The 14,399-nt window shown below is 64.9% G+C and carries 16 protein-coding genes; 10 read left to right on the forward strand and 6 right to left on the reverse strand.

Features of this window, described 5'->3' with window-relative positions; all coding sequences use genetic code 11:
- The first annotated feature begins 53 nt into the window (after positions 1-53).
- Together JLK41_RS21775 and JLK41_RS21780 are read left to right on the forward strand one after the other, a co-directional pair.
- Complete coding sequence (locus tag JLK41_RS21775) at positions 54-1,481, forward strand: peptidoglycan DD-metalloendopeptidase family protein (protein ID WP_210389788.1); 1,428 nt, start codon at positions 54-56, stop codon at positions 1,479-1,481.
- Positions 1,482-1,484: 3 nt separating this feature from the next.
- A complete protein-coding gene (locus tag JLK41_RS21780; protein WP_210389789.1) occupies positions 1,485-2,576 on the forward strand; it encodes an anhydro-N-acetylmuramic acid kinase in 1,092 nt (363 codons plus the stop codon).
- Between the two features lie 48 nt (positions 2,577-2,624).
- On the opposite strand, the gene erpA is transcribed toward JLK41_RS21780, so the two are convergent.
- The 4 genes from erpA to argC form a co-directional block, all read right to left on the reverse strand.
- Positions 2,625-2,975 (reverse strand): iron-sulfur cluster insertion protein ErpA, encoded by a 351-nt coding sequence (erpA, locus tag JLK41_RS21785; protein ID WP_004373465.1) that lies wholly within the window; start codon positions 2,973-2,975, stop codon positions 2,625-2,627.
- 72 nt (positions 2,976-3,047) lie between these two features.
- Positions 3,048-3,458 (reverse strand): bactofilin family protein, encoded by a 411-nt coding sequence (locus JLK41_RS21790; protein WP_037054952.1) that lies wholly within the window; start codon positions 3,456-3,458, stop codon positions 3,048-3,050.
- Positions 3,448-4,191: a DUF6776 family protein gene (locus JLK41_RS21795; RefSeq protein ID WP_244976445.1), complete on the reverse strand. Its 744-nt coding sequence runs from the start codon at positions 4,189-4,191 to the stop codon at positions 3,448-3,450. The genes JLK41_RS21790 and JLK41_RS21795 overlap by 11 nt, the downstream gene beginning before the upstream one ends.
- Entirely contained in the window at positions 4,188-5,222 is a 1,035-nt protein-coding gene (gene argC, locus JLK41_RS21800) for an N-acetyl-gamma-glutamyl-phosphate reductase (RefSeq protein WP_037054957.1), read from the reverse strand. Before argC ends, JLK41_RS21795 begins: the two co-directional genes overlap by 4 nt.
- Before the next feature lie 133 nt (positions 5,223-5,355).
- Here argC and hemJ point away from each other — a divergent pair, with 133 nt between their 5' ends.
- The 5 genes from hemJ (at position 5,356) to JLK41_RS21825 (ending at position 9,874) form a co-directional block, all read left to right on the forward strand.
- Complete coding sequence (hemJ, locus tag JLK41_RS21805; RefSeq protein ID WP_047586843.1) at positions 5,356-5,784, forward strand: protoporphyrinogen oxidase HemJ; 429 nt, start codon at positions 5,356-5,358, stop codon at positions 5,782-5,784.
- A 10-nt stretch (positions 5,785-5,794) separates the two neighbouring features.
- On the forward strand, positions 5,795-6,757 hold the full coding sequence (locus JLK41_RS21810; RefSeq protein WP_210389790.1) for an NAD(P)H-dependent flavin oxidoreductase: 963 nt from the start codon (positions 5,795-5,797) through the stop codon (positions 6,755-6,757).
- A complete protein-coding gene (locus tag JLK41_RS21815; RefSeq protein ID WP_210389791.1) occupies positions 6,754-8,016 on the forward strand; it encodes an alanine racemase in 1,263 nt (420 codons plus the stop codon). The genes JLK41_RS21810 and JLK41_RS21815 overlap by 4 nt, the downstream gene beginning before the upstream one ends.
- Before the next feature lie 98 nt (positions 8,017-8,114).
- Complete coding sequence (locus tag JLK41_RS21820) at positions 8,115-9,050, forward strand: DUF805 domain-containing protein (protein ID WP_210389792.1); 936 nt, start codon at positions 8,115-8,117, stop codon at positions 9,048-9,050.
- 35 nt (positions 9,051-9,085) lie between these two features.
- Positions 9,086-9,874: an SDR family NAD(P)-dependent oxidoreductase gene (locus JLK41_RS21825; RefSeq protein ID WP_210389793.1), complete on the forward strand. Its 789-nt coding sequence runs from the start codon at positions 9,086-9,088 to the stop codon at positions 9,872-9,874.
- 21 nt (positions 9,875-9,895) lie between these two features.
- Here JLK41_RS21825 and JLK41_RS21830 read toward each other — a convergent pair whose 3' ends face one another.
- Positions 9,896-11,377: an AAA family ATPase gene (locus tag JLK41_RS21830; RefSeq protein ID WP_037054968.1), complete on the reverse strand. Its 1,482-nt coding sequence runs from the start codon at positions 11,375-11,377 to the stop codon at positions 9,896-9,898.
- Positions 11,378-11,500: 123 nt separating this feature from the next.
- Between JLK41_RS21830 and JLK41_RS21835 the strand changes: the two genes are divergently transcribed.
- Both JLK41_RS21835 and coq7 read left to right on the forward strand, forming a co-directional pair.
- Entirely contained in the window at positions 11,501-12,334 is an 834-nt protein-coding gene (locus JLK41_RS21835) for a formylglycine-generating enzyme family protein (protein ID WP_210389794.1), read from the forward strand.
- 64 nt (positions 12,335-12,398) lie between these two features.
- Complete coding sequence (gene coq7, locus JLK41_RS21840; RefSeq protein ID WP_037054971.1) at positions 12,399-13,046, forward strand: 2-polyprenyl-3-methyl-6-methoxy-1,4-benzoquinone monooxygenase; 648 nt, start codon at positions 12,399-12,401, stop codon at positions 13,044-13,046.
- Positions 13,047-13,095: 49 nt separating this feature from the next.
- Here coq7 and JLK41_RS21845 read toward each other — a convergent pair whose 3' ends face one another.
- Positions 13,096-13,518: an OsmC family protein gene (locus tag JLK41_RS21845; protein ID WP_037054973.1), complete on the reverse strand. Its 423-nt coding sequence runs from the start codon at positions 13,516-13,518 to the stop codon at positions 13,096-13,098.
- A gap of 235 nt (positions 13,519-13,753) precedes the next feature.
- On the opposite strand from JLK41_RS21845, the gene crp reads away from it, so the two are divergent.
- Positions 13,754-14,398, forward strand: a complete 645-nt coding sequence (crp, locus tag JLK41_RS21850) for a cAMP-activated global transcriptional regulator CRP (protein ID WP_047586830.1) — start codon at positions 13,754-13,756, stop codon at positions 14,396-14,398.
- The last annotated feature ends 1 nt before the right edge of the window (position 14,399 follow it).

Genomic DNA, 14,399 nt, shown 5'->3' on the forward strand with positions numbered 1-14,399 from the left:
TTTTGGTTATATTTTATACAGTTAATGCACATTCCAAGAAAACGCCTCACGCCATGACGCAAAATATCCCTAAAGCCCCGCCCTACCCCAAGAGCCATATCCTGGCTGCGAGTGGTGTAGCTGCGCTGCTGAGCCTGGCTCTGCTGGTGTTTCCTTCGCGTGAAGTCGAAGCGCAGAAGACCTTTCTCGATCTGGACCTCGGCAGCGAAGCCGAGTTGGTGCTGCAGGAAAAGGACGACCTCCGAGCGGGACAGCCAGCCTCTGGCGCTGCCTCGCCGTTCGCCAAGATCGGACCGAGCGCAGATAGCGCCGAAAACAGCGTCGGAGATGGCGCTGATGAAAAGAATCCAGCAACAGCCGACACCACTCCTTCCGATCCCAACCAGCACAGCGTCACCGTCAGCAACGGCGATACGCTGTCCACGGTCTTTGCCAAGGTTGGGCTGAACGCGAACGACCTGCACGAGGCGCTCAACAGCAGCAAGGAAGCCAAGCAATTCAGCCGCCTCAAGGTCGGCCAGGTACTCGACTTCCAACTGGGTGACGACGGCAAGCTGAAAAGCCTGCAGAGCAAGCTCAGTGAACTGGAAACCATTCGCCTGAGCCGTGACGCCGATAGCTTCGATTTCCAGCGTGACCAGGTCAAGCCGGAAGTCGTGACGGCCTACAGCCATGGCGTGATCAACAGCTCTCTGTTCCTCTCGGCCAAGCGTGCAGGTCTGTCTCATGGCTTGACCATGGACCTGGCCAACGTCTTCGGTTACGACATCGATTTCGCCATGGACATTCGCGAAGGCGACGAGTTCGAGGTGATCTACGAGGAGAAGGTGGTCAACGGCAAGCGCGTCGGCACCGGCGACATCCTGTCCGCACGCTTCACCAACCGCGGCAAGACCTACACCGCCGTGCGCTACACCAACAAGCAGGGCGCGACCAGCTACTACAGCGCCAACGGCGAAAGCATGCGCAAGGCATTCATCCGCACGCCGGTGGACTTTGCCCGCATCAGCTCGCGCTTCTCCACCGGACGCAAGCACCCGATCCTGAACAAGATTCGCGCGCACAAGGGTGTCGACTACGCAGCGCCACGCGGCACACCGATCAAGGCGGCCGGCGACGGCAAGATCGCCCTGGCCGGTCGTAATGGCGGTTATGGCAATACGGTGATCATCCAGCACGGACAGCGCTACCGGACGCTCTATGCGCACATGCAGGGCTTCGCCAAGGGCATTCGCAACGGCGTCAACGTCAAGCAAGGGCAGATCATCGGCTATATCGGCACCACCGGCCTGTCGACCGGCCCGCACCTGCACTACGAGTTCCAGGTCAATGGTGTGCACGTCGACCCGCTGAGCCAGAAGCTGCCAATGGCCGACCCGATTGCTGCGAGCGAGAAGCAACGCTTCATGCAACTGAGCAAGCCGCTGATGGCACGCATGGATCAGGAAAAGGCCACCATGCTGGCCAGCAACAAGCAGTAATCCATGTCTCTTTATGTGGGTGTGATGTCCGGTACCAGCCTGGACGGCCTGGACATCGCACTGATCGAGCAAGACCACTCCCCTCGCCTCCTCGCGACCCTCTACCGGCCAATGCCCGAGACACTGCGCAGCGATCTGCTGGCACTCTGCGCACCTGGCGAGAATGAGCTGGCTCGCGCCGCCATTGCCGAACAGCGCTGGGTCGAGCTCGCCGCACAGGGCATCGACGAGCTGCTGAAACAGCAGAACCTGACCGCACAACAGATTCGCGCCATTGGCAGCCATGGCCAGACCGTGCGCCATGAACCTGCCCGTGGTTTCACCATCCAGATCGGCAACCCCGCGCTACTCGCCGAGCTGACCGGCATCTGCGTGGTCGCGGACTTCCGCCGCCGTGATGTTGCGGCGGGTGGCCAGGGCGCGCCCTTGGTGCCCGCCTTCCATCAGAGTCTGTTTGCTGATGGCCAGCGTCAGGTGGCCGTGCTCAACGTCGGCGGCTTCAGCAATCTCAGCCTGCTGGCCCCGGATGGAGAGGTGCTGGGCTTCGACAGCGGCCCCGGCAACGTCCTGCTCGATGCCTGGATTCATCACTGCCAGGGGCTCAACTATGACCGCGACGGTGCCTGGGCTGCCACTGGCACCGTGCACCCCGGCCTGCTGAGCCGACTGCTGAGCGATCCGTTCTTCGCGACGGCCGGCCCCAAGAGTACCGGCCGCGAGCTGTTCAACCTCGACTGGCTGCTCGGCCACCTGCAGGCCTTGCCTGCGATAGCGGGCGAGGATGTTCAGGCGACGCTGGTCGAACTCACTGCCCGCAGCATCACCAGTGCCTTGCGCACTGCGCAGGCACGTACCGATGTCCTGCTGGTATGCGGCGGCGGCGCGCACAACACCTGCCTCATGCAGCGCCTGAGCGCGCTGATGCAAGGAGCCGACGTGCGGAGCACGGCTGCGCAGGGTATCGACCCGGACTGGGTCGAGGCCATGGCCTTCGCCTGGCTCGCCCACTGCACCCTGGAGAGGATTCCGGGTAACCGGCCGAGCGTTACCGGAGCCGCTGGGCTGCGCATCCTCGGCGCGATCTATCCCGCCTGAACGAAAACGCCGCGCATCGAGCGCGGCGTTTTTCATCTGGCAAGGTGCTCAGATCGAGAAGGACGAACCACAGCCACAGGTCGTGGTGGCATTGGGGTTCTTGATCACGAAGCGCGAACCCTCGAGCCCTTCCTGGTAATCGACCTCGGAGCCGACCAGATACTGGAAGCTCATGGCATCGACCACCAGGCTGACACCCTCGCGCTCGACGATGGTGTCATCCTCGGCGACGTCTTCATCGAAGGTGAAGCCGTACTGAAAGCCCGAGCAGCCACCGCCCGTGACGAACACGCGCAACTTCAGACGCGGATTGCCTTCTTCATCGACCAGGGTCTTCACCTTGCTGGCCGCACCCTGGGTGAAGTGCAAAGGGGCAGGGGTGAAGGTTTCGACGCTCATGCTGAACTCCCGGCGCCATGCGCCATACTGCGTTGGGCATGCATTATCCGCTTGCCCTACAAAATCGGTCAACTATTGCTCGGCATCTACCAAGGCTGGCAGCTCAAGCGGCTTGTCGCCGTCCTTGAGATGGTGAAGGCGACCTTCGATCTGCGCCCCCATGGCCATTTCCATCAGGGCATAGTGCAGATTGCCGCGCACACGCGAACGCGCGCCCAGTTCGAGATGGCCGCTGGCGAACACGTCACCGATCACTTCGCCGTCGATGACGATATGGGGGGCGCGCACCTCTCCTTCAACCAGCCCACCCACACTGACGCGAACCAGCCCTTCGGTGGCCAGCAGGTTTCCGGTGACCTTGCCGTCCACCTGCACCGCGCCCTGAAAGCGCATGTCGCCCACCAGCTCGGCACCGGCAGCAATCAGGCTGGTCTTGCCGCTGAAACGCTGCAGGTCGGGTTTGGCCTTGTCTTTACTCCACATGGGGGGTCATAACTCCTGATTTGATCCATTCGAACGTACGGTTCAGCGGCTTGTCGCCTTCGACTTCCGCCTGAACCTTGACCTGAAGCGGCTCGAAGCCTTCAGGCAGCTGCAATTCACCGAAGCGGCCAGCCTCGGGAAAGGACTGGAAATGCTTGAAGGAAAATGGGATGGGGTTTTCACTCACGTCATCGGACAACGTCGACAGCGCCAGAGAGGCGGTTTTACCCCCCTGCCGACCTTCGACGATGACACGCATTTTCCCCTGCAGCGCCTCGTCACTGGCGCCGACTCGGCTCATCAGCAATTTGTAGCGGAAACGCCGAGGTACGTCCGTGGCTTGCAGCTCAAACGTGCGAATGCGCAGGCCTTCGCGGCGACTGGCAGGCGCCAGCACGCCCTTGTAGAAGGCCAGGTCCTGCTGCTGTTTGAAGATCTGCTCCTCGAGCAGCTTGATGGTCAGGCGGTTCTGTTCGATCGCCTGCTGACTCACCTTGTCGCTGCTGCCCACCACAGCCAGGCGTTGGCGCAGCAGCTCCAGTTCCTGGTCCTGCTCGGCCAGGCGCGTCAGCAGCGCCTGCCTTTGCTCCGGGCTCTGCTGCGGCGCAGCCTGCGGCCAGTACCAGCCCAGGGCGAATGCCGCTGGCAGCGCGAGCACCAGCAGCAACAGCGACCAACGACGGCGACGATCACGGCGCGGATCGCTGAGGCGAACTTCCCAACCCGCTGTCACGGCAACAGAGCCGCGTGCGACAGACCGAGGCGCTCGTCGAGGCCGAAGAGGATGTTCATGTTCTGCACTGCCTGGCCGGACGCCCCCTTGACCAGGTTGTCGATGACCGACAGCACCACCACCAGGTCACCGCCCTGAGGTCGATGCAGCGCGATCCGGCAGACATTGCCGCCGCGCACGCTGCGGGTTTCCGGGTGGCTGCCGGCCGGCATCACGTCGACGAACGGCTCGCCCGCATAGCGCTTCTCGAACAGTGCCTGCAGATCCACCGAGGTATCGGCCACGCGCGCATACAGGGTGGCGTGAATACCACGGATCATCGGTGTCAGGTGCGGGACGAAGGTCAGGCCGACGTCGCTGCCCGCGGCCAGGCGCAGCCCCTGGCGGATTTCCGGCAGGTGGCGATGGCCTTTGACCGAGTAGGCTTTCATGCTTTCGCCGGCCTCGCAGAACAGCGAGCCGACGCTGGCGCCACGCCCGGCGCCGCTGACGCCACTCTTGCAGTCGGCAATCAGACTGCCGGTGTCTGCCAGCCCGGCCTCCAGCAACGGGATCAGGCCAAGCTGGGTGGCCGTCGGGTAGCAACCCGGCACGGCGATCAGACGCGCCGCCTTGATCGCCTCACGGTTGACCTCGGGCAAGCCATACACCGCCTCGCTCAGCAGCTCCGGTGCGCCGTGCGGCTGGCCGTACCACTTGGCCCACTCCTCGGCATCCTGCAGACGGAAGTCGGCGGACAGGTCGATCACTCGCGTGCCGGCAGCCAGCAGTTCGCCGGCCAGGGCATGGGCCACACCGTGAGGCGTGGCGAAGAACACCACATCGCAGGCGCCCAGGGTGGCGACGTCCGGCACGCTGAATGCGAGGTCCGGGTAGTGGCCGCGCAGGTTGGGGTACATCTCGTCGACACGCAGGCCGGCTTCGGAACGGGAAGTGATGACGGTCACTTCAGCCTGCGGGTGTTGCGCCAGCAGACGCAGCAGTTCGACACCGGTGTAACCCGTGCCGCCGACGATACCGACCTTGATCATCACATGCCCCTTCACAAAAGCCATTGGAAAGTTGCCGATGATAAAGCCGCATCGGCCAAGCTCCAACCGCGGAGGTGACGTAAAGCGTTGCCTGCCTCTACTATCGGGGCAATTTTCAGCATGAGACACGCAAATGCTCTATCTCTGGCTCAAGGCCCTGCACATCATCGCCGTGGTCTGCTGGTTCGCCGGCCTGTTCTATCTGCCGCGCCTGTTCGTCTATCACGCGATGAGCGACGACAGCGCCAGCCATGAACGTTTCTGCGTGATGGAGCGCAAGCTCTACCGCGGCATCATGCTGCCGTCGATGATCGCGACACTGGGCCTGGGCATCTGGCTGCTGAGCCTCAACCCTTCCTACTATTTCTCCCAGGGCTGGATGCACGCCAAGCTGACACTGGTGGTCGCCCTGGTCATCTATCACCACCTGTGCGGCGCTCAGCTGAAGCGCTTCGCGCGGGGTGAGAACAGCCGCAGCCATGTGTTCTATCGCTGGTTCAACGAAGCGCCGGTGCTGGCTCTGCTGGGCATCGTCATTCTGGTCGTCGTCCGCCCCTTCTGAGGAAACCGCCATGTCTCTGCCTACTCTGCTCGAGCAACGCCTGCGTCTGCCCCTGGTAGCCGCTCCGATGTTTCTGGTATCCAACCCGGCACTGGTCAGCGCCTGCTGCAACAGCGGCATCGTCGGCAGCTTTCCAGCGCTCAACCAGCGTGAAAGCAGCGGCTTCTCCGCCTGGCTCGACGAGATTAACGCCAGCCTGCAGCCCGACGCCGCGCCCTTCGCCGTCAACCTGATCGTGCACCAGAGCAACCCGCGACTGCAGGCCGACCTGGCCATCTGCGTCGAGCGCCGCGTGCCGATCGTCATCACCAGCCTGGGCGCGGTGAAGGAAGTGGTCGACGCCGTGCATGGCTATGGCGGCCTGGTGTTCCATGACGTGACCACCCGCCGTCACGCCGAGAAGGCCGCAGATGCCGGTGTCGACGGGCTGATCGCGGTGGCTGCGGGCGCTGGTGGCCATGCGGGCACCTGGAGCCCTTTCGCGCTGCTGGCCGAGATCCGTCAGTTCTTCGACAAGACCGTGCTGCTGTCTGGCTGCCTCAACCACGGCCACGAGATTCTCGCCGCCCAGTTGCTGGGCGCGGACCTGGCCTACATGGGCACACGCTTCATCGCCACCACGCAGAACGACGCCCCTGCCGCCTACCGGGACATGATCCTCGGCGCCCGCGCCGCCGACATCATCCACACACCCGCCGTCTCCGGCGTGCCGGCCAGCTTCATGCGCCAGAGCCTGGAACAGGCGGGTTACGACCTGAATCAGCTGCAAAACAAGGCCAGCATCAACTACGGCGAGAAACTCAAGCCGATGGATGACGAGGCCAAGGCGTGGAAAACCGTATGGTCGGCCGGCCAGGGGGTTGGCGCCATCGATGACCTGCCATCGGTACAGGAGCTGGTCGCACGACTCGACAGCGAGTACCGCGCGGCAGTGGTCCGCAGCCAGCAACTGGGGCAACGCTGGCCACGATGAAACGCCGTCACCTGCTCGGCCTGGGAGCGCTGGGCCTGCTCGGCGGCTGGGCGCTGCGCCCGCATGACCGGGGGCAGGTGCATGACGCCTATTTCGCCGCGCTGAATCGGCAGCTGCAACAGGATGGCGATGGCCTGCCCACCCTGCTGCTCGACCTCGACCGGCTGGACGCCAATGCCGACCTGCTCGCCGCGCGCCTGCCGGAACGCCTCGCGTTACGCCTGGTGACCAAGTCGCTGGCCAGCAGTGGCCTGCTGGAGTACCTGGGCAAACGCCTGCAGACCCAGCGTTTCATGGTCTTTCAGCAACCTCAGCTGAATCGTCTGGCCAGGAGTTTCCCCCAGGCTGACCTGCTGCTGGGCAAGCCGCTGCCCGTCGAGGCGGCCCTGAACTTCCACCGCCAGTTGCCACAGCACCTGACTTTCGACGCGGCGCGCCAGGTGACCTGGCTGATCGACAGCGAACAGCGCCTGCTGCAGTACGCCGAGCTGGCCAAGGCGCTGAACCAGCCGTTGCGCATCGCGCTGGAAATCGATGTCAGCCTGCAGCGTGGCGGCTTCGCCAGCCCGCTGGCACTGAACCAGGCTGTGCAGCAGCTTGTCCGCTACCCGCTGCTGCAGTGCCGCGGCCTGATGGGCTACGACGCCCATGTTGCCCACAGCCCGCCCTGGGTACGCCAGCAGCAAGCCTTCGCCGACAGCGATGCGCGCTATCGCGCGTTCATCGACAGCGTACGCTCGCTCGACAAGCGGTGGCCGGCGCAGCTCCTGCTCAACGGCGGCGGCAGCCTGACCTACCCCCTGCACAGCCAGCAGGCCAGTGTGCTCAATGAAGTCGCCGTCGGCTCCGCCCTGCTCAAGCCTGCGGACTTCGATACCGCGCTGCTACAGGCGCACCAGCCGGCCTTGTGGATCGCTGCGCCGGTACTCAAGGCGGTTGACGGCGCCCTGCCCTACCTGCAGCCGCTGCAGCCAGCGATCAGCGCCTGGAACCCGAACCGGCAGCGCGCCTACTACCTGTACGGTGGCCGCTGGCCAGCGCAACCCGTTTCGCCACAAGGCCTCGACTACGACCCCCTGTATGGCCGCAGTGCCAACCAGGAACGCCTGATCGGCAGCGCAGGCACGCAACTGCGCAGCGGGGACTGGGCGTTCCTACGCCCCGCCGTCAGCGAGGGCCTGCTGGCCGATTTCAGCGAAATACGTCTACTACGCCGCGGCCAGCTGGTGGGCCGCTGGAGCACAATAGGCCACGCCTGAACATTGCCCATCGCTCGCAGCTCAGGCCGCTTGTATATTGGCCTCGCGTCCCTCTAGGCTTAGCCCACTTCTATCTTCCAGCAGACAAGGAAGCTCGCATGAACCAACCGCGCTACAAGATAGTGTTCGATGGCCAACTGATGCCGGAGACCACACTGGAAACGGTCAAGGACAATCTGGCCCGCCTGTTCAAGAGCGATGCGACCCGCATCGACAGCCTGTTCAGCGGCACCCCGGTGGCACTCAAGCGCGACCTCGAGGAACACGAGGCGAACCAGTACCTCAATGCCCTGCAGAAGGCCGGCGCCAACGTGCGCAAGGAGCTGGATCAGAGCGCCAGCCTGAGCCTGGTTCCGACCGAGGAACACACCGAGCCCGCACCGACGGATACCAATCGCATGACCTGCCCCAAGTGCGGGCATGAGCAGGCCAAGGCCAGCGAATGCTCCGCCTGCGGCATCATCATCGAGAAGTACCTCGCTCGCCAGGCCCAGCTGGCCGAAGCCGCCCCGGCGCAGGTCGCAGACGCCGCTGGCGCCTCCCCTTACGCACCGCCGCAGGCCAATGTCGCGGAGGCACTGCCCGAGTATTCCGAACTCAAGGTATTCAGCGTCAACGGCCGTATCGGCCGCGTGCGCTACCTCGCCTGGACCATGGCCATGCTGCTCTGCTCCCTGCCGCTGATGGCGCTGTTCGCGGGCGCATCGGCCATTTCCAGCACTCTTGGCGGGCCGCTGCTGGGTATCGCGGTCATTGCCATGATCGTGATCAGCGTGTTCATTGGCGTGCAGCGCCTGCATGACATGGGCTGGTCGGGCTGGCTCTGGCTGCTCAACTTCGTCCCCGTCGTCGGCAGCGTGTTTGCCCTGCTCATGCTGATCATTCCGGGTACTCAGGGCGTCAACCGCTACGGTCCGCCGCCACCGCCCAACAGCACCGGGGTCAAGGTCCTGGCCTGGCTGTTCCTGCTGGTACCAATCGCGGGCATCGTCGCGGCCATCGCCCTGCCTGCCTACCAGGGCTACCTCGGCTAGTGCCGGCCTACAGACGGGATCGTTGACGCCCCATCATGCGCAGCTATGCATTGGTTACCGGCGCATCCAGCGGCATCGGCCTGGCCATGGCCGAAGCCCTGGCGCGTCGTGGGCGCAACCTGATCCTGGTGGCGCGCCGGCGTGAAACCCTGGAAAGCATCGCCTGCGAGCTGGCACAGCGCTTCGGCGTCGAGGTGCTGTTCCGGCTCTGCGACCTGAGCGAGCCCCTGCAGCTGTCCGGGCTGCTGATCGAACTGGAACAGGGCCAGTGGCACATCGACCTGCTGGTGAACAACGCCGGCCTGGGCTGCGCCGGCCCGTTCCTCGAACAGGACTGGGGCCGCGAGCAGGAGCAGCTGGAAGTCAACGTCCTGGCCTTGACCCGCCTCTGCCATGCCCTCGGTCAGCGCATGGCCGAACAGGGCGGCGGACAGATTCTCAACGTGGCATCGCTCGCGGCGTTCCAGCCGGGCCCGTGGATGAGCAGCTACTACGCCAGCAAGGCCTATGTCCTGCACTTCTCCGAAGGCCTGCGCGAGGAGTTGCGCGCGCGTGGCGTCCGGGTCTCCGTCCTCTGCCCCGGGCCGACGCACAGTGCATTCTTCCGCTCGGCGCGGATGGACGTCAGCCGCCTCGCCGGCAGCAGGCTGATGATGAGCGCCGAGGAAGTGGCGCTCATCACCGTGCGCGCCCTGCAGAAGGGCCGCGCCCTGATCATTCCCGGCTGGCGCAACCGCCTGCTGGCAATGAGCCCGCGCCTGGCGCCGCGCTGGCTGGTGCGCAAGATCAGCGCACGCCTGACCCGCCCCTTCACTGGCGCCTGAGCCGTTCGCGACAGCCCGACGTCAGCCCGCGTTGACCGTTCTGCCGTCCGCCCAGTCACGCAGCGCTGCCAGCCGCTCGGCCATCACCACCGACAGCGGCGCGGTGCCCTGCAGCACACGCACCACCAGCGCCTGGTCGACCGACTGCTGTTGCGCCTGACCGGCGTACAGCGCACTGACCACCGCCTGCTCGATCTCCGCCCCGGAGTAGCCCTCGCTGGCCGCCGCCAGTTGTGCCAGGTCGAAGCCGGCAGGATCCAGCTCGCGGCGCTGCAGGTGGATGCGGAAGATCTCGGCGCGGACCTCGGCACTCGGCAGGTCGACGAAGAACAGCTCGTCGAAACGCCCCTTGCGCACCAGCTCGGGCGGCAGGCGGTCGATGGCGTTGGCCGTGGCCACGACGAATACCGGCGCCTTGCGCTCGGACATCCAGGTCAGCAGGGTGCCGAGCACCCGCTGGCTGACCCCACCATCATGGTCACCACTGGCCAGACCCTTCTCCACCTCGTCCATCCACAGCACGCAGGGGGCCATCTGTTCAGCCAGGCGCAGCGCCTCACGCAGGTTGCGCTCGGTCTCGCCGAAGAACTTGTTGTACAGGCAGGCGAAGTCCAGGCGCAGCAACGGCAGCCCCCAGAGGCCGGCCACCGCCTTGGCCGCGAGGCTCTTGCCGCCGCCCTGCACACCGACCAGCATCACCCCCTTGGGCGCGTCGAGCTGCTTGCCCTCGAGGAAACCGGCCTGCCGCTCCGCCAGCCAGCGCTTGAGGTTGACCAGGCCACCGACTTCCGCGAAGCGTGCGGTGTCGTACTCGAAGCTGAGCACGCCTTCCAGATCGAGCAGTTGGAACTTGGTCTTGTTCAGCTCGGGGATATCTTCCTGAGTGATCGCCCCGTCGTCGCAGATCACGTTGCGCGCCAGCGCACGCGCCTCGGCATGGCTGAGGCCGCGCAGGTTCTTGACCACCTGCTGCAGCGTACGATTGTCGGTGCGCACCCGCGCCCCGCGGTTCCCTTCGCTCCAGCGCGTCGCCTCGTCACGCACGATGCCGAGCAGTTCGTCCTCGGAAGGCAGCGCCAGGCTGAAGCGCGCGGCATAACGCTGCACCTCGGCCGGCAGCTTGAGCGCGTGCGACACCAGTACCAGCGTCGGCTTGTGCGCCCCCTCGCTCATGGCGATCTCCTTGAGCAGGCGCACCAGACGGGGGTTGTCATCGAGGAACGGGTGCAGATCGCACATCACGTACAGGTTGGGCTGCGGATCGACCTTGATCAGGCGCAACGCGGCATCCGGCTCCAGCGTGGGCGACTCGTCCACCGCCGCGCCACCGAAGCCGAGGCGCTGCAGGCCTTCGGTCACCGACCAGGTGTGCAAGCCCAGGCCGCGCTTGATCGCCAGCCCTGTCAGGGTCTCCAGAACGCGCAGCTCGTCCCAGGACTCGATGACGATCAGCTTGACCTTCGAGTCCAGCACCAGCCCCAGATCGTGAATATCGTTCTTCAACACCTGCTCCTTGTGAGGTTGGGTCTGCCCGGCGAGCAAGGTTAACATCCTCGATTTGGCAGAATCGGGAGCTCGCCGCATGGACCGTCTAAACACGCAGATCGTCGCCGCAGGCAACCTGCCATGCAAGTGCTGATCGCACGCGCTGTGACACGGCAGCTATCCCTCGGCCTCACCGGCCTGGCGCTGCTGGCCCTGCCGGCCTTCGCCAGCGAGCCGATCAGCGACGCGCTGGCCAGCGGCGGCACGGGGCCCGAACTGGTGGTCATCCCCGCCGGGCAGTTCCAGCTGGGCGATGGCAGCGGCCGGGGCAACGACAACGAGCGCCCGCCACGCACGGTGACCTTCACCGCGCCCTTCGCCATCGGCCGCTACGAGGTCACCTTCGCCGACTGGCAGCGCTATGCCGAAGCCGCCAACCTGCCCATGCCCGACAACGAGGGCTGGGGCCTCTCCGCACGGCGCCCGGTGATCCAAGTGTCCTGGCGCGACGCGCATGCTTATACGCAATGGCTGTCGCGCCAGAGCGGCGCCCGCTACCGCCTGCCGACCGAGGCGGAATGGGAATATGCCGCTCGCGGCGGTAGCCCGAGCTACTACTGGTGGGGCGATGAACTGGACAGCAGCGAGCACGCGCCGCGCGCCCACTGCCGTGGCTGCGCGACATCACGCCTGTTGCGCAACAAGACCGCCGCCGTGGGCCAGTTCCCCGCCAACGGCTTCGGCCTGAGCGACACGGCGGGCAATGTCTGGGAATGGACCGCATCGCGCTTCACCCAGCGCTTCGACGGCAGCGAAACGCAGAGTGCCAGCCTGCTCGACGACAGCCCGCGCGTGGTGCGCGGCGGTGCCTGGAACAGCGGCCCGAGCTACCTGCGCAGCAGCATGCGCGACCTCAAGCAGCCGCACCACCGCGACTATGCCCTGGGCTTTCGCGTCCTGCGCGAGTTGCCCTGACCCCGGACGCCCCGGCCACTTTTTTGCAGTAGACTAGGCGCGTTGTTCCTTCTGGAGGTGCCCCATGGCCAGCGAACGCCAGTATTCCCCCGTCGATCGCCTGCTGCTGCAGGCCGATGCCGCCCTGCGCACCCTGCTGCCCTTCAGCGGCGCATCGGCTCGCCCCTCACCCGCCGTGGTGCAGAACGAGGCGGAGCTGAGCAGCGAGGAGTCGCGCCACGTCGCCGGGCTGATGCGCATCAACCACACCGGTGAAGTCTGCGCCCAGGCGCTGTATCAGGGACAATCGCTGACGGCCAAGCTGCCGGAGGTGCGCAGCGCCATGGAGCATGCGGCCGATGAGGAAATCGACCACCTGGCCTGGTGCGAGCAGCGTATCCGCGAGCTGGGTAGCCACCCGAGCGTGCTCAACCCGCTGTTCTACGGGCTGTCCTTCGGCGTGGGCGCCGTTGCCGGCCTGGTCAGCGACCGGGTCAGCCTGGGCTTCGTCGCCGCCACCGAGGATCAGGTCTGCAAGCACCTGGACGAACACCTGGAGCAGATTCCCGAACATGACGCCAAGTCGCGCGCCATTCTCGAGCAGATGCGCATCGACGAGCAGCAGCACGCCAACAGCGCGCTCGCAGCCGGCGGTGTACGCTTCCCGGCGCCGGTCAAGTTCGGCATGACCCTGCTATCGAAGGTCATGACCAAGAGCACCTACCGCATCTGAATGAACGAGGGCGCCCATGGGCGCCCTCGTCGTATCACGCGAACCCCGCTCAGCCCAACTCGACGATTTCGTAGTCGTGGCTGATGTCGACACCGGCACGGCCCAGCATGATCGAAGCCGAGCAGTATTTCTCCGCCGACAGCTCCACGGCACGCTTGACCTGAGCCTCCTTCAAGCCACGCCCCTTGACCACGAAGTGCAGGTGAATCCTGGTGAAGACCTTGGGCTCCTCGCCTGCACGCTCGGCATCGAGGAACACCTCGCAGCTCTCCACCGGCTGGCGCCCCTTGCGCAGGATGCTGACGACATCGAAGTTGCTGCAGCCACCCAGGCCAATCAGCAGCATCTCCATCGGACGGATGCCCAGGTTGCGACCTCCGGCCTCGGGCGGGCCGTCCATGACCACGGCATGGCCACTACCGGATTCCCCGAGAAACAAGGCTTCGCCGGCCCACTGCACGCGCGCTTTCATCTATCCAGGCTCCGTTGCTTTGCAAAGGCACGCAGGTTAGCACAGCCCCGCGACATCCTGATGCACGCGCCAAGCGTCAAAGTTCCACTAGGCTGCGTTAGACAGGTCACAAAAAACGCCCTTCACTTTGTGCGTCTGTTAAGCTGGCGTCGGATTGCTGGCACACTTGGCCGGATAACTAATAAGAAATTGCCTGTTGGACAAAGGCCTACTTTTCTATATTCGGGACTCGGGCATGGTCGCTATTACCCTTACACCAAAAGTCAAACATCTGGACAAGTTGCTCGCGCACTGTCATCGCCGTCGCTATACCGCGAAAAGCACCATCATCTACGCAGGTGATCGTTGCGAAACCCTGTTCTTCATCGTCAAAGGTTCGGTCACCATCCTCATCGAGGACGACGACGGCCGCGAGATGATCATCGCCTACCTCAATGCCGGCGACTTCTTCGGTGAAATGGGCCTGTTCGAGAAAGAAGGCACGGAGAAGGAGCGCAGTGCCTGGGTACGCGCCAAGACCGAATGCGAGGTCGCGGAAATCAGCTACACCAAGTTCCGCGAACTGACCCAGCAAGACCCGGACATTCTCTTCGCCCTCGGCAGCCAGATGGCCGAACGCCTGCGCAACACCACGCGCAAGGTTGGCGACCTGGCCTTCCTCGACGTGACCGGCCGTGTCGCGCGCACCCTGCTCGACCTGTGCAAGCAGCCGGACGCCATGACCCACCCGGACGGCATGCAGATCAAGATCACCCGCCAGGAAATCGGCCGCATCGTCGGCTGCTCCCGCGAGATGGTCGGTCGCGTGCTCAAGTCCCTGGAAGAACAGGGGCTGGTGCACGTCAAGGGCAAGACCATGGTGGTGTTCGGCACTCGCTGAC

This window comes from Ectopseudomonas khazarica, from assembly GCF_017915135.1.
GTDB classification, from domain to species: Bacteria; Pseudomonadota; Gammaproteobacteria; order Pseudomonadales; family Pseudomonadaceae; genus Aquipseudomonas; species Aquipseudomonas khazarica.

Bases quoted from the DNA above. Each gene is read 5' to 3' on its own strand.
- JLK41_RS21775 (WP_210389788.1), top strand. From the start codon at position 54: ATGACGCAAAATATCCCTAAAGCCCCGCCCTACCCCAAGAGCCATATC.
- JLK41_RS21780 (WP_210389789.1), top strand. From the start codon at position 1,485: ATGTCTCTTTATGTGGGTGTGATGTCCGGTACCAGCCTGGACGGCCTG.
- erpA (WP_004373465.1), bottom strand. From the start codon at position 2,975: ATGAGCGTCGAAACCTTCACCCCTGCCCCTTTGCACTTCACCCAGGGT.
- JLK41_RS21790 (WP_037054952.1), bottom strand. From the start codon at position 3,458: ATGTGGAGTAAAGACAAGGCCAAACCCGACCTGCAGCGTTTCAGCGGC.
- argC (WP_037054957.1), bottom strand. From the start codon at position 5,222: ATGATCAAGGTCGGTATCGTCGGCGGCACGGGTTACACCGGTGTCGAA.
- hemJ (WP_047586843.1), top strand. From the start codon at position 5,356: ATGCTCTATCTCTGGCTCAAGGCCCTGCACATCATCGCCGTGGTCTGC.
- JLK41_RS21810 (WP_210389790.1), top strand. From the start codon at position 5,795: ATGTCTCTGCCTACTCTGCTCGAGCAACGCCTGCGTCTGCCCCTGGTA.
- JLK41_RS21815 (WP_210389791.1), top strand. From the start codon at position 6,754: ATGAAACGCCGTCACCTGCTCGGCCTGGGAGCGCTGGGCCTGCTCGGC.
- JLK41_RS21820 (WP_210389792.1), top strand. From the start codon at position 8,115: ATGAACCAACCGCGCTACAAGATAGTGTTCGATGGCCAACTGATGCCG.
- JLK41_RS21825 (WP_210389793.1), top strand. From the start codon at position 9,086: ATGCGCAGCTATGCATTGGTTACCGGCGCATCCAGCGGCATCGGCCTG.
- JLK41_RS21835 (WP_210389794.1), top strand. From the start codon at position 11,501: ATGCAAGTGCTGATCGCACGCGCTGTGACACGGCAGCTATCCCTCGGC.
- coq7 (WP_037054971.1), top strand. From the start codon at position 12,399: ATGGCCAGCGAACGCCAGTATTCCCCCGTCGATCGCCTGCTGCTGCAG.
- JLK41_RS21845 (WP_037054973.1), bottom strand. From the start codon at position 13,518: ATGAAAGCGCGCGTGCAGTGGGCCGGCGAAGCCTTGTTTCTCGGGGAA.
- crp (WP_047586830.1), top strand. From the start codon at position 13,754: ATGGTCGCTATTACCCTTACACCAAAAGTCAAACATCTGGACAAGTTG.